Annotated in this window: 19 protein-coding genes; 11 read left to right on the top strand and 8 right to left on the bottom strand. The window is 35.5% G+C overall.

Translation table 11 applies throughout. The features are described 5' to 3' along the window. The first annotated feature begins 64 nt into the window (after positions 1-64). From recQ to ACJJVI_RS06680, 3 genes are all read left to right on the top strand, one after another. Positions 65-2,224, top strand: a complete 2,160-nt coding sequence (gene recQ / locus ACJJVI_RS06690) for a DNA helicase RecQ (RefSeq protein ID WP_405351121.1) — start codon at positions 65-67, stop codon at positions 2,222-2,224. 7 nt (positions 2,225-2,231) lie between these two features. Next, positions 2,232-2,714 (top strand): RNA methyltransferase, encoded by a 483-nt coding sequence (locus tag ACJJVI_RS06685; protein WP_042269416.1) that lies wholly within the window; start codon positions 2,232-2,234, stop codon positions 2,712-2,714. A gap of 109 nt (positions 2,715-2,823) precedes the next feature. Further along, positions 2,824-3,018, top strand: a complete 195-nt coding sequence (locus tag ACJJVI_RS06680) for a cold-shock protein (protein ID WP_036582883.1) — start codon at positions 2,824-2,826, stop codon at positions 3,016-3,018. A gap of 201 nt (positions 3,019-3,219) precedes the next feature. Here the strand turns inward: ACJJVI_RS06680 and feoB are convergent, their stop codons facing one another. From feoB to ACJJVI_RS06665, 3 genes are all read right to left on the bottom strand, one after another. Continuing rightward, the gene (feoB, locus tag ACJJVI_RS06675) at positions 3,220-5,331 is read right to left on the bottom strand and encodes a ferrous iron transport protein B (RefSeq protein WP_317290593.1); all 2,112 of its coding nucleotides are present in this window, start codon (positions 5,329-5,331) and stop codon (positions 3,220-3,222) included. After that, the gene (locus tag ACJJVI_RS06670; RefSeq protein WP_036582889.1) at positions 5,324-5,554 is read right to left on the bottom strand and encodes a FeoA family protein; all 231 of its coding nucleotides are present in this window, start codon (positions 5,552-5,554) and stop codon (positions 5,324-5,326) included. Before ACJJVI_RS06670 ends, feoB begins: the two co-directional genes overlap by 8 nt. 112 nt (positions 5,555-5,666) lie before the next feature. Further along, a complete protein-coding gene (locus ACJJVI_RS06665; RefSeq protein WP_348021967.1) occupies positions 5,667-6,818 on the bottom strand; it encodes a HAMP domain-containing sensor histidine kinase in 1,152 nt (383 codons plus the stop codon). Positions 6,819-6,969: 151 nt separating this feature from the next. On the opposite strand from ACJJVI_RS06665, the gene ACJJVI_RS06660 reads away from it, so the two are divergent. The 4 genes from ACJJVI_RS06660 to aat all read left to right on the top strand — a co-directional run bounded on the left by ACJJVI_RS06660 (position 6,970) and on the right by aat (position 9,470). Further along, on the top strand, positions 6,970-7,821 hold the full coding sequence (locus ACJJVI_RS06660; RefSeq protein WP_397302688.1) for a flavin reductase family protein: 852 nt from the start codon (positions 6,970-6,972) through the stop codon (positions 7,819-7,821). Position 7,822: 1 nt separating this feature from the next. Beyond that, complete coding sequence (locus ACJJVI_RS06655; RefSeq protein ID WP_036582897.1) at positions 7,823-8,197, top strand: DUF3127 domain-containing protein; 375 nt, start codon at positions 7,823-7,825, stop codon at positions 8,195-8,197. 11 nt (positions 8,198-8,208) lie between these two features. Then, positions 8,209-8,661, top strand: coding sequence for a GNAT family N-acetyltransferase (locus tag ACJJVI_RS06650; RefSeq protein ID WP_405351117.1), 453 nt, complete (start codon positions 8,209-8,211; stop codon positions 8,659-8,661). A gap of 164 nt (positions 8,662-8,825) precedes the next feature. Continuing rightward, on the top strand, positions 8,826-9,470 hold the full coding sequence (gene aat, locus ACJJVI_RS06645) for a leucyl/phenylalanyl-tRNA--protein transferase (protein ID WP_405351115.1): 645 nt from the start codon (positions 8,826-8,828) through the stop codon (positions 9,468-9,470). On the opposite strand, the gene ACJJVI_RS06640 is transcribed toward aat, so the two are convergent. From ACJJVI_RS06640 to ACJJVI_RS06630, 3 genes are read right to left on the bottom strand one after another with little or no spacing between them, the layout of a single operon-like run. After that, entirely contained in the window at positions 9,465-10,127 is a 663-nt protein-coding gene (locus ACJJVI_RS06640) for a DUF2490 domain-containing protein (protein ID WP_042269414.1), read from the bottom strand. The two genes, aat and ACJJVI_RS06640, sit on opposite strands and share 6 nt — an antisense overlap. Beyond that, complete coding sequence (locus ACJJVI_RS06635) at positions 10,108-10,698, bottom strand: hypothetical protein (protein WP_405351113.1); 591 nt, start codon at positions 10,696-10,698, stop codon at positions 10,108-10,110. Before ACJJVI_RS06635 ends, ACJJVI_RS06640 begins: the two co-directional genes overlap by 20 nt. Then, complete coding sequence (locus ACJJVI_RS06630; RefSeq protein ID WP_042269410.1) at positions 10,685-11,248, bottom strand: DNA-3-methyladenine glycosylase I; 564 nt, start codon at positions 11,246-11,248, stop codon at positions 10,685-10,687. Before ACJJVI_RS06630 ends, ACJJVI_RS06635 begins: the two co-directional genes overlap by 14 nt. Positions 11,249-11,334: 86 nt before the next feature. Here ACJJVI_RS06630 and ACJJVI_RS06625 point away from each other — a divergent pair, with 86 nt between their 5' ends. From ACJJVI_RS06625 to ACJJVI_RS06610, 4 genes are all read left to right on the top strand, one after another. Further along, on the top strand, positions 11,335-11,835 hold the full coding sequence (locus ACJJVI_RS06625; protein ID WP_405351111.1) for a nuclear transport factor 2 family protein: 501 nt from the start codon (positions 11,335-11,337) through the stop codon (positions 11,833-11,835). A 211-nt stretch (positions 11,836-12,046) separates the two neighbouring features. Further along, complete coding sequence (locus ACJJVI_RS06620) at positions 12,047-15,400, top strand: T9SS type A sorting domain-containing protein (RefSeq protein WP_405351109.1); 3,354 nt, start codon at positions 12,047-12,049, stop codon at positions 15,398-15,400. 166 nt (positions 15,401-15,566) lie between these two features. After that, positions 15,567-17,615 (top strand): M13 family metallopeptidase, encoded by a 2,049-nt coding sequence (locus ACJJVI_RS06615; protein WP_397302669.1) that lies wholly within the window; start codon positions 15,567-15,569, stop codon positions 17,613-17,615. A 92-nt stretch (positions 17,616-17,707) separates the two neighbouring features. Further along, positions 17,708-19,621, top strand: coding sequence for a CocE/NonD family hydrolase (locus ACJJVI_RS06610; protein WP_405351107.1), 1,914 nt, complete (start codon positions 17,708-17,710; stop codon positions 19,619-19,621). A 467-nt stretch (positions 19,622-20,088) separates the two neighbouring features. Here ACJJVI_RS06610 and ACJJVI_RS06605 read toward each other — a convergent pair whose 3' ends face one another. Both ACJJVI_RS06605 and ACJJVI_RS06600 read right to left on the bottom strand, forming a co-directional pair. Beyond that, entirely contained in the window at positions 20,089-21,789 is a 1,701-nt protein-coding gene (locus ACJJVI_RS06605) for an ABC transporter ATP-binding protein (protein ID WP_042269406.1), read from the bottom strand. Then, on the bottom strand, positions 21,767-22,477 hold the full coding sequence (locus ACJJVI_RS06600; protein ID WP_042269405.1) for a 3'-5' exonuclease: 711 nt from the start codon (positions 22,475-22,477) through the stop codon (positions 21,767-21,769). The genes ACJJVI_RS06605 and ACJJVI_RS06600 overlap by 23 nt, the downstream gene beginning before the upstream one ends. Positions 22,478-22,479: the final 2 nt, after the last annotated feature.

Here is a 22,479-nt window from a genome sequence, read left to right as displayed (position 1 = left end):
ATGCTTTGCTAAAATAGAATAAATTTGTCGCCTAAGATTTTATAAGCCATACAAACTAATTTTAATGAACAAACACGATTTACTTAAAAAGCATTTCGGTTACGACAGTTTCCGACCTTTACAAGAACAAATTATAAATGATGTTCTTGAACACAAAGACCTGATGGTTGTTATGCCTACTGGTGGTGGTAAGTCTATGTGTTTCCAGTTACCATCATTAATGCTAGATGGTATCACCTTAGTCGTTTCTCCACTTATTGCTTTAATGAAGGATCAAGTTGATTCTCTAAGAGCAAATGGCATTACAGCTGGTTATTTTAACAGCTCTCAAGTCGGTACAGAGCAGCAAGAGATGCTACAACTATTAAAAGAGAATCAACTAAAATTACTTTATGTAGCACCAGAAAGTATTCAACTTTTATTACAACATTTAAAGCCTACAGACGTCTCTTTAATTGCGATAGATGAAGCACATTGTATCTCTACATGGGGTCATGATTTTAGACCAGCATACACACAACTGGCTTATCTTAAACAATCGTTTCCACAGGCTAGTTTAATAGCACTAACCGCTACTGCAGATCGCGCTACACGTGCCGATATTAAAAAGCAACTTGCCATATCTCACGCTCAGGAATATGTAGCATCCTTTGATAGACCTAATTTAACTCTAGAAGTACGACCTGGTAACGACCGGTTAGCTCAAGTTCGTCGTTTTCTTAAAAAGTATAAAGACGACTCTGGTATTATTTACTGCTTGAGTAGAAAATCATGTGAAAAACTAGCAGATAAGCTGTCCAGTCTAGGTTTTTCTGCTGCTGCTTACCACGCTGGGTTAGAACATCGCTTTCGCGAAAGCGTACAAGAACAATTCATTAAAGATGAAATTAAGATAGTATGTGCGACCATCGCATTCGGTATGGGAATAGACAAATCTAATGTGCGATTTGTGATTCATTATAATATGCCTAAAAACATTGAAGGATATTATCAAGAAATCGGTCGTGCTGGGCGCGATGGTATTGATGCTCATGCCCTACTATTCCATAGCTATGCAGACATGATTCAACTGCGCAATTTTGCAGGAGATAGTGGTAATAGTGAAGTGCAAATTGCAAAGCTAGAGCGCATGAAACAATTTGCCGAAGCACTCACCTGTCGCCGTCGTATGTTACTATCTTATTTTAATGAATATCTAGAAAATGATTGCGGTAACTGTGACGTATGCCTTAATAAACCAGACTTCTTTGATGCAACATTAATAACTCAAAAAGCGCTAAGTGCTGTTTATAGAATGAAAGAAAGGGCATCACTCAATTTATTAATCGATGTATTGCGTGGTGCACAAAATGCAAGTGTGATCGATAGCGGTTTTCAATCTATAAAAACTTATGGCGCAGGACGTGATATATCATGGAATAACTGGCAACAATATATCATACAAATGATTAATCAAGGATTGCTAGAGATCGCCTTTCATGAATTTAACCATCTTAAATTAACGCCACAGGCACAAGCTGTACTTTTTGAAAAACAAAAAGTACAACTAGCTGTTATCCCTAAACCCGAAGAGCTTGCTGCAAGAAATGCCAAAGCAGCACAAGAAGCCTTGCCTAGTGATATTAATAAAGATTTGTATGCAGGATTACGCAAGTTAAGAATGCAAATCGCGTCCCAAGAGAATCTGGCACCGTACATGGTTTTTAGTGACGCCACATTAAAAGACATCGCCTCTAGAATTCCACTAACAATTGATGAGTTTGAAGATATTACTGGTGTCGGAAAACACAAGTTAGATACCTATGGAGAGTCATTTTTAAAACTCACGCAAGGTTTTAAAATGATGCGCGAGGGCGATTTTATATATCGTGTAGTGATTTCAAAACCTAAGAAGAAAAAAAAGAGCGGTCCAAAAAAAGACACTGTAATGGAAAGTGTAAAGCTCTACTGGGCTGGAAAAACACTTGAAGAAATATCTGAAATTAGATCACTTAAAGTAGACACGATACTATCTCATCTAGGGAAACGATATGTAAGTCATAAAGATGTTGATTTAAATGCACATATTTCACCAGAAGAACTTGCAGAGATTGAACCATTATATGAAAGTTATGAGAAAGAGAATGCACTCAAGCCCATATTTGAAAAATTCAATGGAAAATACAGTTATGGAAAGTTGCGTCTCGCCATGTATTTAATAGAAGCTACAACCACTGTAAAATAATCTACATATGAAAATAGACCAATTAGAACCAGGATACTTTGGTATAGGCATACAGCACGGTAAAACTCCTGAAAACCTAGGTGTCTTATGGCGTAGTGCTCAAAATCTAGGTGCTAGCTTTGTATTTACAGTAGGAAAAAGATATACAAAACAGGCCTGTGACACACATGATATTGTTAAAGCAATGCCTTATTTTCATTATGATACTTTTGAAGATTTTTATAATCACCTACCTAAAGGCGCCATGATTATAGGTGTCGAGCTTGACGAGAGAGCAATAGATCTTCAGAAATTTAAACATCCTCGTAATTGTGTTTATCTATTAGGTGCTGAAGATCATGGACTTACTAATGAAGCTATTGAAAAATCTCATCATTTAATAAAGTTTGATACTCCTAAAAGCTTGAATGTAGCGGTGGCAGGCAGTATAATTATGTATGATAGATCAATTAAAGGCAGTCATATTTATTTAAAAGGCACACCTAAGTAGCCTGCAAGCTACTATAAATACTCAAAAAACTAAAATAATCTGGGTATTAACAATTTAGAAATAATAATCCCTATACCTTTGTTATTATTAATTATTACATTTTATTACAATGAAAGAAGGTACTGTAAAGTTTTTCAACGAGTCTAAAGGATTTGGATTTATCGTTGAAGAAGGATCACAAAACGAATGCTTCGTGCATGTAACTGGACTTATCGATGAGATAAGAGAAGGTGACCGCGTTGAGTATGAAGAAAAAGAAGGAAAAAAAGGAATGAATGCTGTAAACGTAAGAGTTGTACAGTAATAAAGTCATATTTTTTTGTATTCAAAAGCCCTTTCAAATTGAAAGGGCTTTTTTATTTCTATTACTGTTTTAATTAATGACAGCCGCAGTTGCCATCACCACAGCCACTCGTTTTTTTAGATGGAAATAATGATTTTCTAAATAACCAACCTAGTGCTACTAAGACGACAACTGCAACTAATATATATTGTAATAATTCCATTATTTGAGAATTTGATATGCTGCAAGAGCTGCAAAATAAGCTATAACAGTCATAGCTGTAAATTGTATAGCTGGCCATTTCCAGCTATTAGTTTCTCTTTTTACTATAGCTAGCGTACTCATACATTGCATAGCAAATGCATAGAATAGCAATAACGATATACCACTAGCAAAATTAAATAACGGTCCGCCTAGAATAGGATTAACCTCGGCTCTCATACGGTTTTTAATTGTCTCCTCTTCATCACTTCCAACACTATAAATTGTAGCAAGTGTACCCACAAAAACCTCTCTTGCAGCAAATGAGCTTACAATAGCGATACCTATTTTCCAATCATAACCTAGTGGTCTTACTGCCGGCTCTATCCCTTTACCTATATAGCCTATAAAACTGTGCTCTAACTGTTGTGATGCTATCTTATTAGTCAATTCTTCTTCTGATAAATTCTGACCTGCATATTGCTCTTTAACAATCTCTTCTGCATTAGTAAACTGCTCACCGATTCCATGACTAGCTAGCAACCATAAAATCACTGATATTGCCATAATTATCTTACCTGCACCTAATACAAAACTCTTCGTTTTTTCAAGAACTGTGATACCCACATTTTTTAACATGGGCAACTTATAGGCAGGCATTTCCATTACAAAAAAGGCTTTGCGCTTGATAGGTAATATCTTATTAAGCACCCAAGCAGAGAATATTGCTGCTCCAAATCCTAACATATATAATAACATCAAGGTTAACCCTTGCATATTGAAAATCCACCAAACTTCTTGCTCTGGTATTACTAAGGCTATAATTATTAAATAAACCGGTAATCTTGCAGAACATGTAGTAAAAGGGACAACTAGGATGGTAATTAAACGTTCTTTCCAGTCCTCTATATTACGTGTTGCCATAACTGCAGGTATGGCACAAGCAGTACCAGATACCAATGGTACGACACTCTTACCACTCAAGCCAAATTTTTTCATAATGTGATCCATAAGGAACACTACCCTACTCATATAACCACTCTCTTCAAGGATGGCAATGAATAAAAACAAAAAGGCTATTTGAGGAATGAATATGACGATACCGCCAAGTCCTGGAATGATTCCTTCAGATATTAAATCAGTAAAAGGACCTTCAGGAAGCGATGTTTGCGCCCATGAACTTGCTTTTGCAAAAAAGGTATCTATCCAGTCCATAGGATAGGTAGACCAATCATAGATCGCTTGAAATATCAGTAGTAATATCACAAAGAAAATAAGATAACCCCAAACTTTATGAAGTAAAACTCTATCTAATCTAGTCCTTAAATCTTTTGCTTGCGATTTATCTACATTCAATACCTTAGTCAATAGACCATTGATAAACTGGTATCTAACGACTGTTTCCTTGTGTTGCATTTTTTTTAAGTCACTTTCAGACTTAACAGCAAATGAACTCGATTTTAAATCTTCTAAATCCCTATTCCTATCTATTTTACCAAAATTTACATCTTGAGTAATCACCAACCATAACTTATATATTGACTGTTTAGGATAGGCTTTTCTTAAAGTTTCAAAATATTCTGGATCTATAGTAGAGGCGTTTACACAAGGTACAGATTTCAGGTTTTTATATTCTGAAATAGCTTTTTTAAGGTCATCGACACCTATATTTTTTCTAGCACTCACTAACACTACACGAGTATTGAGTTCTTGCTCCATTAATTCTATATCTAGAGAAATAGCCTTGCGTTGCATGCGATCAGCCATATTAATAACTAATATGGTAGGTATTTCTAGATCTTTAATCTGTGTAAACAGAAGCAAATTACGTTTAAGATTCTCAATATCAGAAACTACCACAGCAACATCTGGATAGTCTTTTGAGTTTTTGTTGAGCAACGTCTCAACGACGACACTTTCATCTAGACTAGAGGTATTGAGACTGTAAGTACCAGGTAAATCTAGTATATGAGCTTTTAAACTGCGATCTAGTTTACAAATCCCTTCTTTTTTCTCTACAGTAATACCTGGATAGTTTCCTACCTTTTGGTTTAAACCAGTAAGTCTGTTAAAAAGGGATGTTTTTCCTGTGTTAGGATTACCTATAAGTGAAACATTAATCGATTTACCCATGACGTTTCACTATTATTTGCTGAGCAGTTTCACGCCTTATAGCCAGATAAGTACCATTTATATTAAGATAAATTGGATCTTGAAAAGGAGCACTTTCCATCATCATCACTACATTACCCGGTAAGCAACCCATTTCAAGGAGTTTAAGAGGTACCTGTTCCTCATTAAAGGAAACGATTGTGGCTTGTTCGCCACGTTTTAGATGTGCTATAGTATCGCTCAAAGCTTATTTAGAATAAATTTGAATAAGCAAAAGTAAGTTAAGAAGTAGGAATGAAAAAATTTAGAATCCTAAACTTTTGTTGTCGTCAAAATAACATTTATACCTAGGTAGATTATTTTAATCTATTAATCATGATTTCAAAAGTGGTTCCCTTATCCTTTTTACTCTCTGAAACCCTAATCGTGCCTTTATGATAATCTCTTATAATACGATGCGCTAGAGACAGACCTAATCCCCAACCTCTCTTTTTAGTCGTAAATCCTGGAGTAAAAACTTGATTCCATTGATTTTTAGGAATACCCTTTCCTGTATCAGTAACCGTTATAAAAACCTTATGAGCATCTGCACGCAGATAAACTTTTATAGCTCCTTTACCTTTCATGGCATCAATACCATTTTTTATTAAATTCTCAATAACCCAAGCATATAGTTGCTCATTAAGTTTTACCATAATCGGTTGACTAGGTAAATCAACGTCAAAAACTACCAATTTTGAGCTGCGTGAAGAAATATAATGAACAGCTTTATCTGTCTGATCTACTATATCCATTTCAGACAATGTAGGGATCGAACCTATTTTAGAAAATCGCTCTGTAATGGTTTGCAACCTGACGATATCTTTTTCCATTTCGGCTATATAACTAGGGTCGACATCAGTGTCTTTAAGTAATGTGGTCCAACCTACTAATGATGATAGCGGTGTTCCTATCTGGTGAGCACTTTCCTTAGCCATACCGGCCCAGAGTTTATTTTGCTCACTTGCTTTTGTAGAGCGATAGAAAAACCAAATAACCGCACCGAACAGCACCAATATCAACAACAAAGCCATTGGGAAATACTTCATTTTAGTAATTATAGGACTTTCACCATAGTAAATAGTTTGAAAAGGCGCGCCATCATAGTTAATACGAATCGGCTCATTTTCAGAAGCGTACTCTGCAATTAAAGATCTTAATTTTATAGTATCGTTCATGATATGCTCTGGTAAATTACGAGCCTTCATATCGCCCTTATAATTTACCTCTATCATAGGAATTGTCGTGGTGTTTTCTGTCACGGTAGACCCAAGATTTCCCATTTCGGCCTCTAAAGATTGATTGACTAAATCATCAATGGCAATCTCGTATTCTTTCATGTTCTTTTGCTCACTTTCTTTGAGTTGTTGAAAAAACTCATACGTATTCCAAAGAATAAGAGCTGTGATTATCATTGCAAAGGCTATGATCACCCATCTCAACACATTACGATTTGCTGTAAAATTCATGAAAGCTTTTAAGAAATTTAAATATAGTATAATAAGTCAAACGCGCTCAACATGGTTTTATGATATCAAGGAAAAGGTCTTGTTTAATTCTTATTTCTACTTTACATAAACGCTTTAAAATCCATACCTTTACCATCCTTAAAAAATCACGGTGAAACTAGATCCAAAAGATACAAAAACAGCTCATTTACACAGCGTTATGCTGGGCGCGGTACAACCTCGACCTATAGCATTTGCGAGTACAATTGATGAGGATGGTAATGTAAACTTATCGCCTTATTCTTTTTTCAACGTTTTTAGCGCAAATCCACCCATCATGATTTTTTCACCAGCACGTCGGGTAAGAGATAATTCTATAAAGCATACGTTAATTAATGCTAGAGCAACAGGTGAGGTCGTTATCAATATAGTAAACTATGATATAGTACAACAAATGTCGTTGAGTAGTACTGAGTACGGTGCTGATGTTGATGAATTTGTAAAATCTGGCTTAACTGCAGTAGCATCAGACATGATTGCACCACCTCGAGTTGCAGAAAGTCCTGTTCAATTTGAATGTAAAGTAAAAGAAATTGTAGAGCTAGGACAGGAAGGTGGCGCTGGTAATTTGATTATATGCGAGGTAGTCATGGTTCACGTTAATGATAAGGTCCTAGATGAAGATGGTAAGATAGACCAAGTTAAAATCGACACGGTTGCCCGTATGGGTGGCAACTGGTATTGCCGTTCTAAAGACGCGATGTTTGAAGTACCTAAACCATTGGCAACGCTAGGTGTAGGTGTTGACGCACTACCTGATCACGCAAGAAATAGTACCATACTCACAGGTAACGATTTAGGAAAATTAGGGAATATTGAGGCTATACCAGATAGAGAATCTGTTATCGCTTACGCGAAAGCGGAAAAATTATCAATTTTAGATAATAAAGAAAAACATATACGTGCACAAGAGTTGATCCTAGAAGGCAACATAATCGACGCATGGAAAATTATATTATTATAACATGGAAGTACAAGGAAAAATTAAAGTAATAGGTGAAACCAAATCTTTTGGTGCTAGTGGATTTCAAAAACGTGAACTAGTTATCACTACTGAAGAACAATATCCACAGCATTTAATGTTAGAATTTGTTCAAGATAAAACTAGCTTATTAGATAGTTTTCAAGTAGGTGAACCAGTAAAAGTAGGTATCAACTTGAGAGGTCGTGAATGGCAAAGCCCACAAGGAGAGATTAAATATTTTAACTCTATTGTAGGATGGAGAATAGAACGTGTAGGAGCTACTCCAGCTGCACCATCACAGGAAATACCGCCGTTTGATGAATTTGATCCTATTTCAAATTCAAAAAATGAAGATCACGACGACCTACCTTTTTAAAAAAAAGACAAATGAGATTAGTAAGAACTGATTCTCATAATATCGATTTTAAAAAGTTAGTTGAAGAATTAGATGCATATCTAGCTATTACTGATGGTGAAGAACATGAATTCTATGACCAGTTTAATAAATTAAACCAAATTAAACATGTCGTTCTCTGTTATTACAGGGATTCTATTCTAGCCGGTTGTGGAGCGATTAAAGAATATGATTCTCAAACCGTAGAGGTTAAAAGAATGTATACAGTCACCGGTTTCCGTAATACGGGAGTTGCATCTAGTATTTTAAAAGAAATAGAACAATGGACTAAAGAACTGTCCTACAATAGATGTATTTTAGAAACAGGCACACGTCAGCTGGAAGCTATTGGTTTATATAAAAGTAATGGTTATCAAATTATTGATAATTATGAACCTTATAGAGATGCATTAAACAGTTTATGCTTTGAAAAAAGAATCAGCTAACTCTATAAATTAAAAAATCCCAACCATTACAGTTGGGATTTTCTTTCTTAATAGGTTAGCCTTCAAACAAACTCAAAAAAAGCAATGATGAAATAAATTAGATAAGAAGGCTTCTCAAAGATTAACATTTTTATCTCAAATTGCAAACTTAATCGTCTAAAATCGTGCAAACTCTAGATCATAATCTCATTTTTCCGCATCCTAGCAGTGCTCCAGACCATGGCTTACTTGCTATAGGTGGCGATTTAAGTGTAGAAAGACTACTACTGGCATATCAGTCAGGCATTTTTCCATGGTATAGCGATGGTGACCCTATTTGCTGGTGGAGCCCTGATCCTAGAATGGTATTTGACCTACAAAGTGACGAACCTATGAGAGTCACAAAGTCATTAAAACAAAGTCAACGCAACAAAGGTTATATAATTAAAGAAAATACTTGCTTTACAGAAGTGATGCGTCATTGTGCCCTAGTAAAGCGTCAGGATGAAGCTGGAACTTGGATAAATGATGATTTTATAAGTTCATACTCAAGATTGCATGAATTAGGTCATGCAAAAAGTATTGAGGTTTTTAAAGAGGACGTATTAGTAGGAGGTTTATATGGAATTGATTTACCTGAAAAAAAGATTTTTTGTGGAGAATCTATGTTTAATCTAGCAACTGATGCTAGTAAGATTGCTCTATTACATTTAGTGAAATCCCTTAAATCTAAAGACTACCATTTCATCGATGCACAGCTATATAATGATCATTTACACAGTTTAGGCGCTATTGAAATAGATCGCGAAGTTTTTTTAAGCTATTTATAAAGAATAAAAAACACCCAAGTTTATAAATAAAGAGCGATTTATAAGGTTAGTATAATTTTCCCAGCGATATTCATTTACCAACTGTAATTTTATATTATTACTCAGTGCTCTACCTAGGCCTATAGCTACTCTTTGATCATATCCTGGCTTTTCATTTGCCTGTGCAATAAAAATGGTCTCTATGCTAGATGTTAAGTAAAATTCGGTCGCATCAACGGTTGCACCATTTAGCGGGAAGGATCCAGAAAGTCGATAGCGCCATCGGTAAGTTAGATTTTCGCCTCTAATGCGTTGATCCCACCGCAAACGATGAGCGATTTTGAGGTTATTATATTTCCGTGCATAGACAAACTGCTCTGTAAGTCTAAGTTCTTCAGGACGTTGATCATCAAAAAGCTCTCGATACATCACGCCCATTCCTATCTGTGAATAGAAACCTACTTCATAGCTGGCAAATTGCACAGCTTGAACATGTAAGGCGTTCCATCCATTATTAACAACACTACGATGTTCTAAGGCACAATTAAATTTCCACCTACCACTATTATCCCAGCGCACATTTATTGATGGTTGTACAATATAATTATTTACAACTTGAGCTGTTGAGATTAACGGCATGACCAAAAAGGCAAAAATCCTAAAATAGTATGAAGTCATATTTTAGTTTTTTTACTGCGCGATGCTTTAGTAATATTCCTTCTTTACTAAAAAGTAATTCTTTACGGTAGATTTTATCATTTTCTTTAAAAGCAACAATCAATTCAAAATTATCAAAATCATCATTTTCTAATCGATTAGATATTAGCAAGGCGTCTTGATCATCTATAACGTACTGTTTTTGAATTTTTTCCACTTTAAAACGGGTTGATATTCCCTTAAGCTTATCAGTAATTATGGTGAAAATGCTGGGCTCTATTTGTCTTTTTTTAATAAGCACCTCTATATCAATTACATTACCTTTTTGATCACACTCTACACTATATCTGTAACCACTTAGTTTGTATTTAGCTTCATAGGTAATTAAAGAGCCATCTGTTTCTTTATAATATTTAATCTTCCTGCGCGCCTTACTAATGGTGTAAACGAGGTTTCTCGCACCTGCCGGAAAATCTTCAATATCAATTCGTTCCTCTTGCTCAATTTTATAATTATCGTCTTGTTGAGCTATTGTAAATTCCGCTTTCGCGAAAGCGAATACTAAAAAGAGTATAATTTTATACCTCATCATATCGATGACAATTTATCTCGTGATCATTTACCATTCCTGTAGCCTGCATAAATGCGTACATAATTGTAGAACCTACAAATTTAAAACCTCTCTTTTTTAAATCTTTGGAGATCTGGTCAGAAAGTGCCGTGTTTGCCGGTGCAGTCTTGTAATCTAAAACTTGATTTTTAATAGGCTTACCATCAACATAATTCCATATGTATTGAGAAAAACTACCAAATTCTTTTTGAATCTCCATAAAAAGTTGAGCGTTAGTAATTATAGATTTGATTTTCAATTTATTGCGGATAATCCCAGCATTCATTAATAATTCATCCTGCTTATTCTGATTATAGTTTGCAATTTTTTGAACATCAAATTGATCTAATGCATCATAGTAATTTGCACGCTTTTTTAAGATAGTAATCCAACTCAAGCCAGCTTGCATAGTTTCGAGAATAAGAAACTCAAAAAGTGTCTGATCATCATATACTGGTTTTCCCCATTCCAGATCATGATATGCTTCATATAAGTCATCTCCTAAACACCAGCCACATCTATGTTTTTCCATGCATCTAATTTAAGAACACTGTAGGCATCGAGCAAATCTACTTACATTAGAATCACTTTATTTTTTCTGTTTTACCTTTAACAACTATGAAAAAAACACTTCTACTCTTAACCGTTATTATACTTTCTTCTTGCGGTTCTCAAAAAAATATTGCTACTGACCTGTTAGATAGAACAATAGACGACTGGCACGATGCGGCTACTACGGCCAGCTATGAAGATTATTTTAGTTTAATGACCAGTGATGCTGTTTTTATTGGAACTGACGCAACTGAAAACTGGCAACTACAAGAGTTTAAAACTTTTTCAAAACCGTATTTTGACAAAGGCAAGGCTTGGTCTTTTACACCTCTGGAACGTCACATTTATCAACACAATGGTGTGATTTATTTTGACGAATTATTAGATACTCAAATGGGAATATGCCGTGGTAGCGGAATTTTAAAAAAGGAAAATGGAGTTTACAAAATTGCACATTATGTCCTTTCTATAGCAGTACCTAATGAAAATGCAGCTTCACTTACAGAGCTTAAAAAACAATGGGATAATAATTACAAAAAAGAATTATTAAAAAAGAAGGAGTTTTAACCCATATCTTAATAGAAAAATGATCATCATTATTGATTTAAATAACTATAAGAAGAGATTGATTTTTTCTAATAAGCCCTAATATCGCACTATTCGTCGATTAATTATTCCGATTTATTGTCAGCTTTTTAAGAAATTAAGACATAATTAACAAGTTGTTATTGAATCGTGAACTCTGTCCATTATATTGCGGCACCATTAAAACCATTTTATGAAGTTTTTATCATTACTAATTCTCTTAGGATTCGTATTTACCACAGCACAACCTGGACTCGACAATCCATGGATGGAACAATTAAGAGAACAGAAATCTGAAAATGAAATCACCTACCAAGACATTAAAGATGCAGGTGAAGCTTACTGGGAAACGCATAATAAAAACGCCAAAGGAAGTGGTTACAAACCATTCATGAGATGGCTAGATGCTGCAAAGGCCTATGTGAAAGAAGATGGCACGATACAAGGAGCAGAAGAACTGGAAACAATTCTAAATGAAAGAGATTTTAGAAAAAGTGGCCTTTCTGACAACTCTAACTGGAGTGCAATAGGTCCCTTTTCTATACAAGGTACAGGATCATGGTCTACAGGAACTGGTAGAGCAAACACGGTGACTATAGACCCTAACAACCCAAATATTTATTACTTAGGTTCACCAAGTGGAGGAATATGGAAATCTACTGATGCCGGAGTTTCATGGACACCTATTTCAGATTTCTTATCCCAGATAGGAGTAAGTGCAATAGCTGTAGACCCTACTAATTCCAATATTATTTATATAGGCACTGGAGATGATGATGCAAGAGATTCAAGTAGTATAGGATTATTGAAATCCGTCGATGGTGGACAAACATGGAATAATACGGGACTTACTTTTAGTGGTAATGATGCTAATATTAGTGAAGTGTATCTAGACCCTAGAGATAGTAATAAAATATTCATCTCTTCTAACCTTGGCTTTTATAGATCAGTTGACGGTGGCGTCAGTTTTTCCAGAAATCTTGTAGCTAATGTAAAAAACATCAAACTAAAACCTGGGTCGCCAGACACTATCTACCTCAGCACTAATAATTCGTTTTTTATATCTACTGATAATGGAATATCATTTACCCAACCTTCTACTGGATTGCCTAGCGGTATGAGAAGAAGTGTAATAGGTGTTTCTCCCGCAAACCCTAATTATGTATATCTTTTAATGATTGATGGTAATGCAAATTTATTAGGATTATATAGATCATCGGATAGTGGTTTAGCATTTGTTCGTAGAGATTTTGGATTAGATATTTTAGAAAGTTCTCAAGGATTTTATGATTTAGCATTAGAAGTTTCTCCTACAAATGCTGAGGTTTTATATTCAGGCTGTTTAAACATTTGGAAATCTGTTAACGGAGGAAACTCATTTGTAAAAATTAACTCATGGAGCAATCCAACAGGAAACACATATACCCATGCAGACATTCATCAGATTCGACAATTTGGAGCCGAGCTTTTTGTAATGTCTGATGGCGGAATTTATAGAAGTAATAATGATGGTGGTTCTTTTACAGATTTAACAGCTGGAGCACAAATAGGGCAGTTTTATAGAATAGCCGTTAGCACACAATCTAGCGCACAGGTAATAGGTGGATTACAAGATAATGGTGGACAAGCCAGAAACGGTAATCAATGGAATAATTTTTATGGTGCCGACGGAATGGATGGTGGTATAGATCCTTTAGATTCAAATATACGTTACGGGTTCACACAAAACGGTGGTGGTCTTTATTTTACTAGTAATGGAGGGAATAGCTTACAAGGCTCTATAAATGGACCATCGAATGAAAGTGGTAATTGGATAACGCCATTAAAGGTTGATAGCCAAGGAACGATTTATGTTGGATATAGAGCTTTATATAAAGTTCAATCAGGTGCATTTGTTGCAGTTTCTTTTCCTTTTAGCTCTAACATAGATAATATTGAAATAGACCCTTTTAATGATAACATCATATATATTTCTATAAATAGCGAATTATTCCGTAGCACAAATTCGGGCGCTAGCTTCACCTCAATAAGTAATTTTCCTCAAAACATTTCATCTATAGAGGTGAGTAATATTGATAGTAATATTGTCTATGTTTCTACAGACTTTACTTTTGGTAAAGTTTATAAAAGTATAAATCAAGGGAACTCATTTACGGATATAACAGCAAACCTACCTAGCCTAGGTAAAAATACCATTGCAAGTTTGCCGATGAGTGTAGATGGAGAAATATTTTTGGGAACAACCATCGGAGTCTATAAATATGATGACGTGACTGCTCAATGGTCAACTTTCAATAACAATTTGCCAAATGTAAACATCAGAGATCTTGAAATCAATGGAGTAGACAATGTTCTTACTGCTGGGACTTATGGTAGAGGTATCTGGCAAACATCCGTGACTGCCGGTCCACCACCTACAGATATTGAATTGGTAAGCATAAACTCTTCCAATACTGGTTTTTCTTGTGGAGATACGGACATTGATATTGTAATTGAAAATGGAGGAACAACAGCTATAAATAGTTTCAACCTTGATTATACTATTAATGGTGGTTCTTCTGTTAGTAGCACTTACAGCACTGCAATACCTGCACAAAGTCAAACCACCGTAAGCCTAACAGGATTGTCACTCAATCTAGGTACAAACGACATATCAGTAACGGTGAATACAACAAATGACGCTTTTGCCAGTAACAATAATGAAACCACAACAATACTTAAAAATAATAGTGGTGTCATTAATGATATTCACCAATTTGAAAATAGGAATCTATTAACCTTTAATGAAACTGGCGGAACAAATCAATGGGAACGTGGCATACCAGCAGGACCTATTCTTAATCAAGCCGTAAGTGGTACACAAGTATATGGAACTAATCTAACTGGTGAGCACTCAAATGATACAGTAGCATATTTATATACAGGCTGTTACGATCTCAATGGAGTCATCAATCCTACACTACAATTTGATATGGCATTTGAGTTAGAACAAGATTGGGATTTGATGTATATAGAATACACCATCAATAGCGGCAGTAACTGGAATGTTTTAGGTAGCGCAACTGATCCTGGCTGGTATAATTCTAGCAGAAGTCCCAATAGCGTAAATTGCTTTAATTGTGTAGGAGCGCAATGGACAGGAACAGATGCCGTTATGAAAACCTATTCTTATGATTTGAGCCCATTTAATTCAGAGAGTAACATCACTTTTCGATATGTGTTTATTTCTGACCAAGCAGTCACTGAAGAAGGTGTAGTCCTTGATAATGTAGTCGTAACTGGAACATTAAGCAGCGATAGCAATACACTTTTAGATTCTTATAAAGTTTTCCCTAACCCGTCAAAAGGTGACTTCACACTATCATGGAATGGTAAAGACGCTTTTGATTACAGCATCTATGATGTAACTGGTAAACTGATAAGTTCTAGACTCAACAATACGGGAGAAAGACACTCTATTCATCTTAATAATGTCGCACAAGGAATGTACTTTTTAAACATTTCTACAGCTACAGGTACTGTAACTGAAAAACTTATCGTTAATTAAACAGAGTACGTATCATTTTTTCAATTAAAAAAGCCTGCAATATTGCAGGCTTTTTTAATTGAATACTAGTTAATTATAAACTAAATACTAGAGTAAAAACCTAACAATTATTATCTTGTGTAACATTTATCAAACAGAGTTTACTAACCTCTCAAACTATACAAACATGAACTTAAAAAAAACCTTACTTGCTTCTTGCGCAGTGGCTATTGCAGTCACATCTTGTAAAGAACCAGCAAAAGACTATCCTGGTCTGGACATGACCGCAATGGATACTAGCGTTTCTCCTAAAGACGATTTTTATCGTTATGTAAATGGAAAATGGATAGATTCTACTGAGATACCTGCAGATCAAACAGTTTGGGGTGGCTTCAATAAGCTTAGAAAAGATACTGATGCAGACATGCTTGCTATCCTAGACAAAGCCATGAATGATAAAAACCTTGATCAATCTTCAGATCAAGCAAAAGCAGTTTTTGTATATCAAAGTATAATGGATACAGAAGCTAGAGATAAAGCTGGTTATGAACCTTTATTACCATATCTTGAGCAAATTGAGGCTATTAATTCAGTCGATGAAATACCTGCTCTACTTGCTGAGCTTTCTTCAAAAGGCTTACGTGGCTTTTATGGATTTGGTGTAGGTCCAGACGCTCAGAACACAGATATAAACGTAGCTCAAATGGGTCCTGGTGCTTTGGGAATGCAGCGTGAATACTATGTAGATCTAGATGATGCTGATAATGTTGAAAAACTAGCTGCTTACGAAAAGCACGTTGCACGTATGCTGACATTAACAGGTACTGATGCAGCACAAGCAGCAAATGATGCTAAAACGATCATTGCCATAGAAACACAAATGGCACAACCACGTTTAGATAAAGTAGCTCGTAGAAACCCGCAATTAAGCTACAATCCAATGAGTTTAGATGAATTTAAAACTCTAGTACCATCTATAGACTGGGATGAATATTTTGAAAAATTAGAGGTTAAAGATTTTGATAGAATTATTGTTTCTCAACCAGCATATATGACTGCATTAAATAATATGTGGGATAATAGTAATCTAGATGCTATGAAAACTTACATGCGCTGGACTATGGTAGATGCAGCAGCTACTATGCTATCTACAGAATTAGAGGATGCAAACTGGGACTTTTACAGTAAAACGATGCGTGGTGCAAAAGAACAACGTCCTAGAGATGAGCGCGCACTAGGAACCGTGAACGGAACTTTAGGTGAAGCTCTAGGTCAACTATATGTAAGTGAAAAATTTCCTGCAGAGGCTAAAGCCAAAGCCAAAGAGATGATTGAATATGTAAAGAAAGCATATGAAGTACGCATCAATGGATTAGCCTGGATGAGTCCTGAGACTAAGGTTAAGGCTATTGAAAAACTTAACGGTATGACTATTAAAATAGGTTATCCAGACCAATGGAAAGATTATTCAGAAATGGAAATCAAAAGTCCTGCAAACGGAGGTACTTTATTTGATAATATGCTAGCTGTACAATCTTGGAACTACCGCGATAATCTTAATAAACTGGGAGAAAAAGTAGATAAGACAGAATGGTTCATGTCTCCACAAACCGTGAACGCATACTACAATCCGTACTATAATGAAATTGTTTTCCCAGCAGCTATTTTACAACCGCCATTTTATAACTATGAAGCAGACGCTGCCTTCAACTTTGGTGGTATGGGAGCTGTAATTGGACATGAAATTTCTCATGGATTTGATGATAGCGGCGCAAAATTTGACGCAAACGGTAATATGACTGACTGGTGGACTGCAAATGATAAAACACAATTTGAAGACTTAGGTAAAGATCTTGCAAATCAATATAGTGCTATCGAAGTATTACCTGGTGTTAATATCAATGGTGAATTTACATTAGGTGAAAACATTGGTGATTTAGGAGGTGTTAATGCCGCATATGATGCTCATCAATTATGGATGAAAGATAAAGGTCGCCCAGAAGCGATTGATGGATTTACACCCGAACAACGTTTCTTTTTAAGTTGGGGAACAGTATGGCGTACTAAAATGCGTGAAGAGGCCTTAAAGCAACGTATTAAAGGTGACACACACTCACCAGGTATGTATCGTGGTTATGTACCGCTTCAAAATATCGATGCATTTTATGATGCATTTGAAATTACAGAGGCAGATGGTATGTATATCACACCTGAGAATCGTATTAAAATCTGGTAATAGTATTTTATAAAAAATCAAAAGGCTTTCTTAATAGAGAGCCTTTTTTTATGTCGTTGAATTATATTTAAGCCAGCATTAAAGCTTTTTTTATGAAACAATTTTTACTAGTTGCGTTAGTGGTGTTAGGTTCTGCTTTCGCGAAAGCGCAATCCTCATCAAAACAAGAGTATATAAAAGAAAATTATACTAAAACCATCCACCAGATTGAGATGCGTGATGGAGTTAAATTATACACTCAAGTTTATAGCCCAAAGGACACCTCTAAGGAATATCCGATAATGATGCAACGCACATGCTATAGTGTACGACCTTATGGAGAAGACAAGTATCCGAGTAGATTAGGTCCCAATGAAATCCTGATGAAAGAAGGTTACATATTTGTTTATCAAGATGTACGCGGTAGATGGATGAGTGAAGGAGATTTTGACAACATGCGTCCTAACATACCTGGAAACGACGTGAACAACAAGCAAGATATTGATGAAAGTTCAGACACTTATGACACCGTAGAGTGGTTAATAAACAACCTACCTAACAATAATAGAAAAGTAGGTCAATGGGGAATTTCTTATCCAGGATTTTACACCGCAGCAGCTTTACCAGATGCACATCCAGCACTTGTAGCTAGCTCGCCACAGGCACCTATAGGAGACTTTTTCTTTGACGACTTTCATCATATGGGAGCTACTTTACAGAGCTATATTTTTGCCTATCCAGTTTTTGGTCATCAAACTGAACCTACCACCGAAAGCTGGTATAATGATAAATGGGATCAATTGAGAGCAGCTGGTAGTATGGATGATTCTTATGCATTTAATATGGGCATCGGTCCATTAAAGAATGTAACAGAGAATATATATCCTGATAATTTTTTCTGGAAAGACGTTGCCTCGCATCCTAACTATGACGAATTCTGGCAAAAACGCTCTATTATACCACATTTAGATAATGTTGATCACGCAGTTATGACCGTAGGTGGCTGGTTTGATGCAGAGGATCTTTATGGCCCATTAAATATCTATAAAAATGTAGAACGCAACAATCCTAATAATAAAAACAACACCATTGTCATGGGACCATGGAGTCATGGTAACTGGGCGAGAGAACCTGGTCATCAGATGGTGAACCATATCCATTTTGGTGATAGTTTATCGACTTTTTATCACAGAGAAATAGAAACTCCTTTCTTTGAACATCACTTAAAAGGAGAAAAAAATCCCGTTCTACCAGAAGCATATATGTTTGATACTGGATTAAAGCAATGGGAGAAATTTATGCAATGGCCGCCACAGCAAGATGAAATCGTGTTTAGTTTTGGTAAAAATGGAGAGTTGTTGATTAATAAAAAAGGCGATAAAAAAGAATCTTTCTCATACACCAGTGACCCATCAAAACCAGTTCCTTTTAGAAGTGAAATAACACCAGTTACATTCACACCACGTGCTTACATGACAGACGACCAGCGTCACGCTTCTAGAAGACCAGACGTACTTACTTTTCAAACAGACATCCTTACTGATGACATGACACTTGCTGGAGAGATACAAGCAAACCTAGAAGTAATTCTTAAGGGAATCACTGATGCAGACTTTATCGTTAAGGTTATAGATGTATATCCAGACGACATGAAAAATGAAGAACATACACCAGAGCATGTAACTCTTGCCGGCTATCAACAATTAGTGCGTGCAGAAACTTTTAGAGGTCGTTTTAGAAATGACTTCTCAAAGCCAGAGCCTTTTAAAGAAGGTAAAAAGACTAGTGTTAACTTTCCTTTACAAGATGTATTACATACTTTTAAAAAAGGTCATAGAGTAATGATTCAAATACACAGCACTTGGTTTCCATACATAGACCGCAATCCTCAAAAATATGTAGATAACATATTTGAGTCGACAGAAAGCGACTTTACAACTGGGCAAGTAACTATTACCGGAGCAAGTTCTGTAAGTGTAGGTGATAATAATGGTATTGAAAAACAATTACCTAAACTGAAGCAATAAATTAACCTTTATAAACTTAAAATACAATCCTCAATTTGATAGGGCTAAAACCATATCAAATTGAGGGTTTTTTCTTTTGATCATCATTTAGTTCATGAGAATCAGAAATAACAATGCATTTCATCGAATAATAGATACAGATAGTCCTGATTATTTATGAAAATTTACCATATTCGTCATCCCTAAAACTAACATCAATTATGGATACGACCTATATAGAAAAGCAACAACCTAACAGGTTTATAGCTACATTTTATTTTATCAAAGGTCTATTTAAATTGATTGTAAAAACGTTCTTTAGTTTTTAAAGAACAACTTATCTTAATTGACTTGTTTAAAAAATCCTCTTCCCTAAAGAGGATTTTTTTACTTAATATAATTAAATCATAGTCCGATAAATGATGTAAAAGGCGTGATAATTTTTGTTAGTCATCATGACTAAATTTAATAAAGCAAGTTATGAATGACTAACCCTTAGGTATTGCAGCAATCAACTTCTTAGTATACTCACTTTGTGGATTGCGATAAAGTTCATCAGCTTCATTTTGTTCTTCAACACGACCTTTATTCATCACAATCACTTGATCACAGAAGTACTTCACCACGGCTAAATCGTGCGAAATAAAAAGATAAGAAAAACCAAAATCTTCTTTTAATTCATTTAATAGATTTAATACTTGAGCTTGTACAGAAATATCTAGCGCACTAACCGACTCATCACAAACAATTAATTCTGGTTCTAAGGCAACAGTCCTCGCAATACCTATGCGCTGTCGCTGTCCACCACTAAACTCGTGTGGATAACGATTAAATTGCTCTTGAGTTAAACCTACTCGATCTAGTAATTGCATCACTCGTTTCTTACGGTCTGCATCACTATTACCTATTCCATGCCATTTCATAGGTTCCATAATAGCCTGTCCGACGGTTAATCTGGGATTTAGTGAAGCAAATGGATCTTGAAATATGATCTGTAATTCCTTTCTTAAAGATCGCATTTTACGACCCTTAAGATTTGTGATATCTTCTCCTTTATAAACCAATTGACCACTAGTGATATTTTGTAGTCCTAGTATCATGTTACCTAGTGTACTTTTACCACAACCACTTTCACCAACTAATCCCAATGACTCACCAGCATACAACTTGAGGTTCACACCGTTAACGGCGGTAAAAAATTGTTGCTCCTTAAAAAGCTCTTTTTTAAGTGGATATTTCTTGACTACATTAACTAATTCTAGTAGAGGCTTTTGAGTATATAAAACGCCATGAGCTTTGGCTCTTTCTTCATCAGCTACTACCTCAGAAGGAACAGCGTTTGTCATGAAATCGTTTATAGTAGGTAATCTCTTAAGTCTCGATTCGGTATCTGGTCTTGCAGCGATTAAAGCTTTTGTATAAGTTTCTTGCGCATTTTCAAAAAGTTGATCAGGTGTTCCCATTTCAACAATACGACCTTTGTACATGACAGCAATACGGTCAGCTATTTCGTGGACTAGACCCAAATCATGAGAAATAAATAAAACACTCATTCCATACTCTGCCTGTAGTTCTTTAAGCAATAAAATGATCTCTTTTTGGACCGTTACATCTAGTGCTGTTGTAGGCTCGTCTGCTATTAGGATTTTAGGCTTGCAAGCTATAGCCATTGCAATCATCACACGCTGCATTTGTCCACCACTTATCTCGTGCGGATATTTATTAAAAGTTTGCTCAGGAATAGGCAGTTTTACCTTTTTAAAAAGTCGCAGTACTTCTGCTTTAATTTCTTTATTAGATAATTTGGTATGAGTTTCCAGTATTTCGGCAACTTGATAACCGCATGTGATGGTAGGGTTAAGAGAACTCATAGGTTCTTGAAATATCATACTTATCACGCTTCCGCGAAAGCGTGACCAATCCTTTCCATTAAAGATTTGCAAATCATTATCGAGTATAGATAGCTCTGTAGCATCAATAATTGCATTTTTAACAGGCAATAGTCCCATCAAAGCTTTAGAAGTAACTGATTTACCACTACCCGATTCTCCTACTACAGCAAGAATTTCATTTTCCAAAAGCTCTAAATTAACATCAAATAACACTTGATTTTTTAGATCTCCATTTCTAAAAGAAACATTAAGGTTATTGATAATCGCTAATGGCTTATTTTGTGATGATTTGGTCATCTTTAAGTATAGGTTCTAATCGCAATTTAAGAAGTATTTGAGCTACAGCGATAACGTCTTTTTCACAATATCTAGCAATGCGGTTCACATCATTTTCTTCATAATATACATTGCGTACTTGGGATCCGTCTATATCATCTTTAGGAGACGGAATACCTAAAACACGTGTCATTAATTTTAAGGATGTGAAATGTTTATAGTCGCCAAATTTCCACAATTCCATAGTGTCTAAATGTGGTACTTCCCATGGTTTCTTACCAAAGAGATTAAGCTTTGCAGGTATAGCAATTCCATTAATAATCATGCGACGTGCGATATAAGGAAAGTCAAATTCCTTACCATTATGAGCACAAAGCAAATGATGTCGCCCAGAGAAATGATCTTTTAAAAGCGTACTAAACTCTTCAAGCAATTCCACCTCAGTTCCTGTAAAGCTACGTACTCTGAACTGTCTATATGTACGATCTACAAAATACCCTACAGAAATACATACTATTTTACCAAATTCTGCCCAGATACCAGCACGATCATAAAACTCATCAGGTGTATACTCTTCTTTACGTTGATATTTAGTTTTGTCTGCATAGAGCTGCTGATCTACATGATCCAGTTCATTAAACGATGGGTGTAAAGGAACTGTTTCTATGTCTAGAAACAGAACATTCTCGAGTTTAATGGCATCTAGCATAT

Origin of the sequence: Nonlabens sp. Asnod3-H03, from assembly GCF_045063665.1 — a bacterium.
In the GTDB taxonomy this organism is placed as follows: domain Bacteria; phylum Bacteroidota; class Bacteroidia; order Flavobacteriales; family Flavobacteriaceae; genus Nonlabens; species Nonlabens ulvanivorans.
This window is presented reverse-complemented; position numbering and strand designations above follow the sequence as displayed.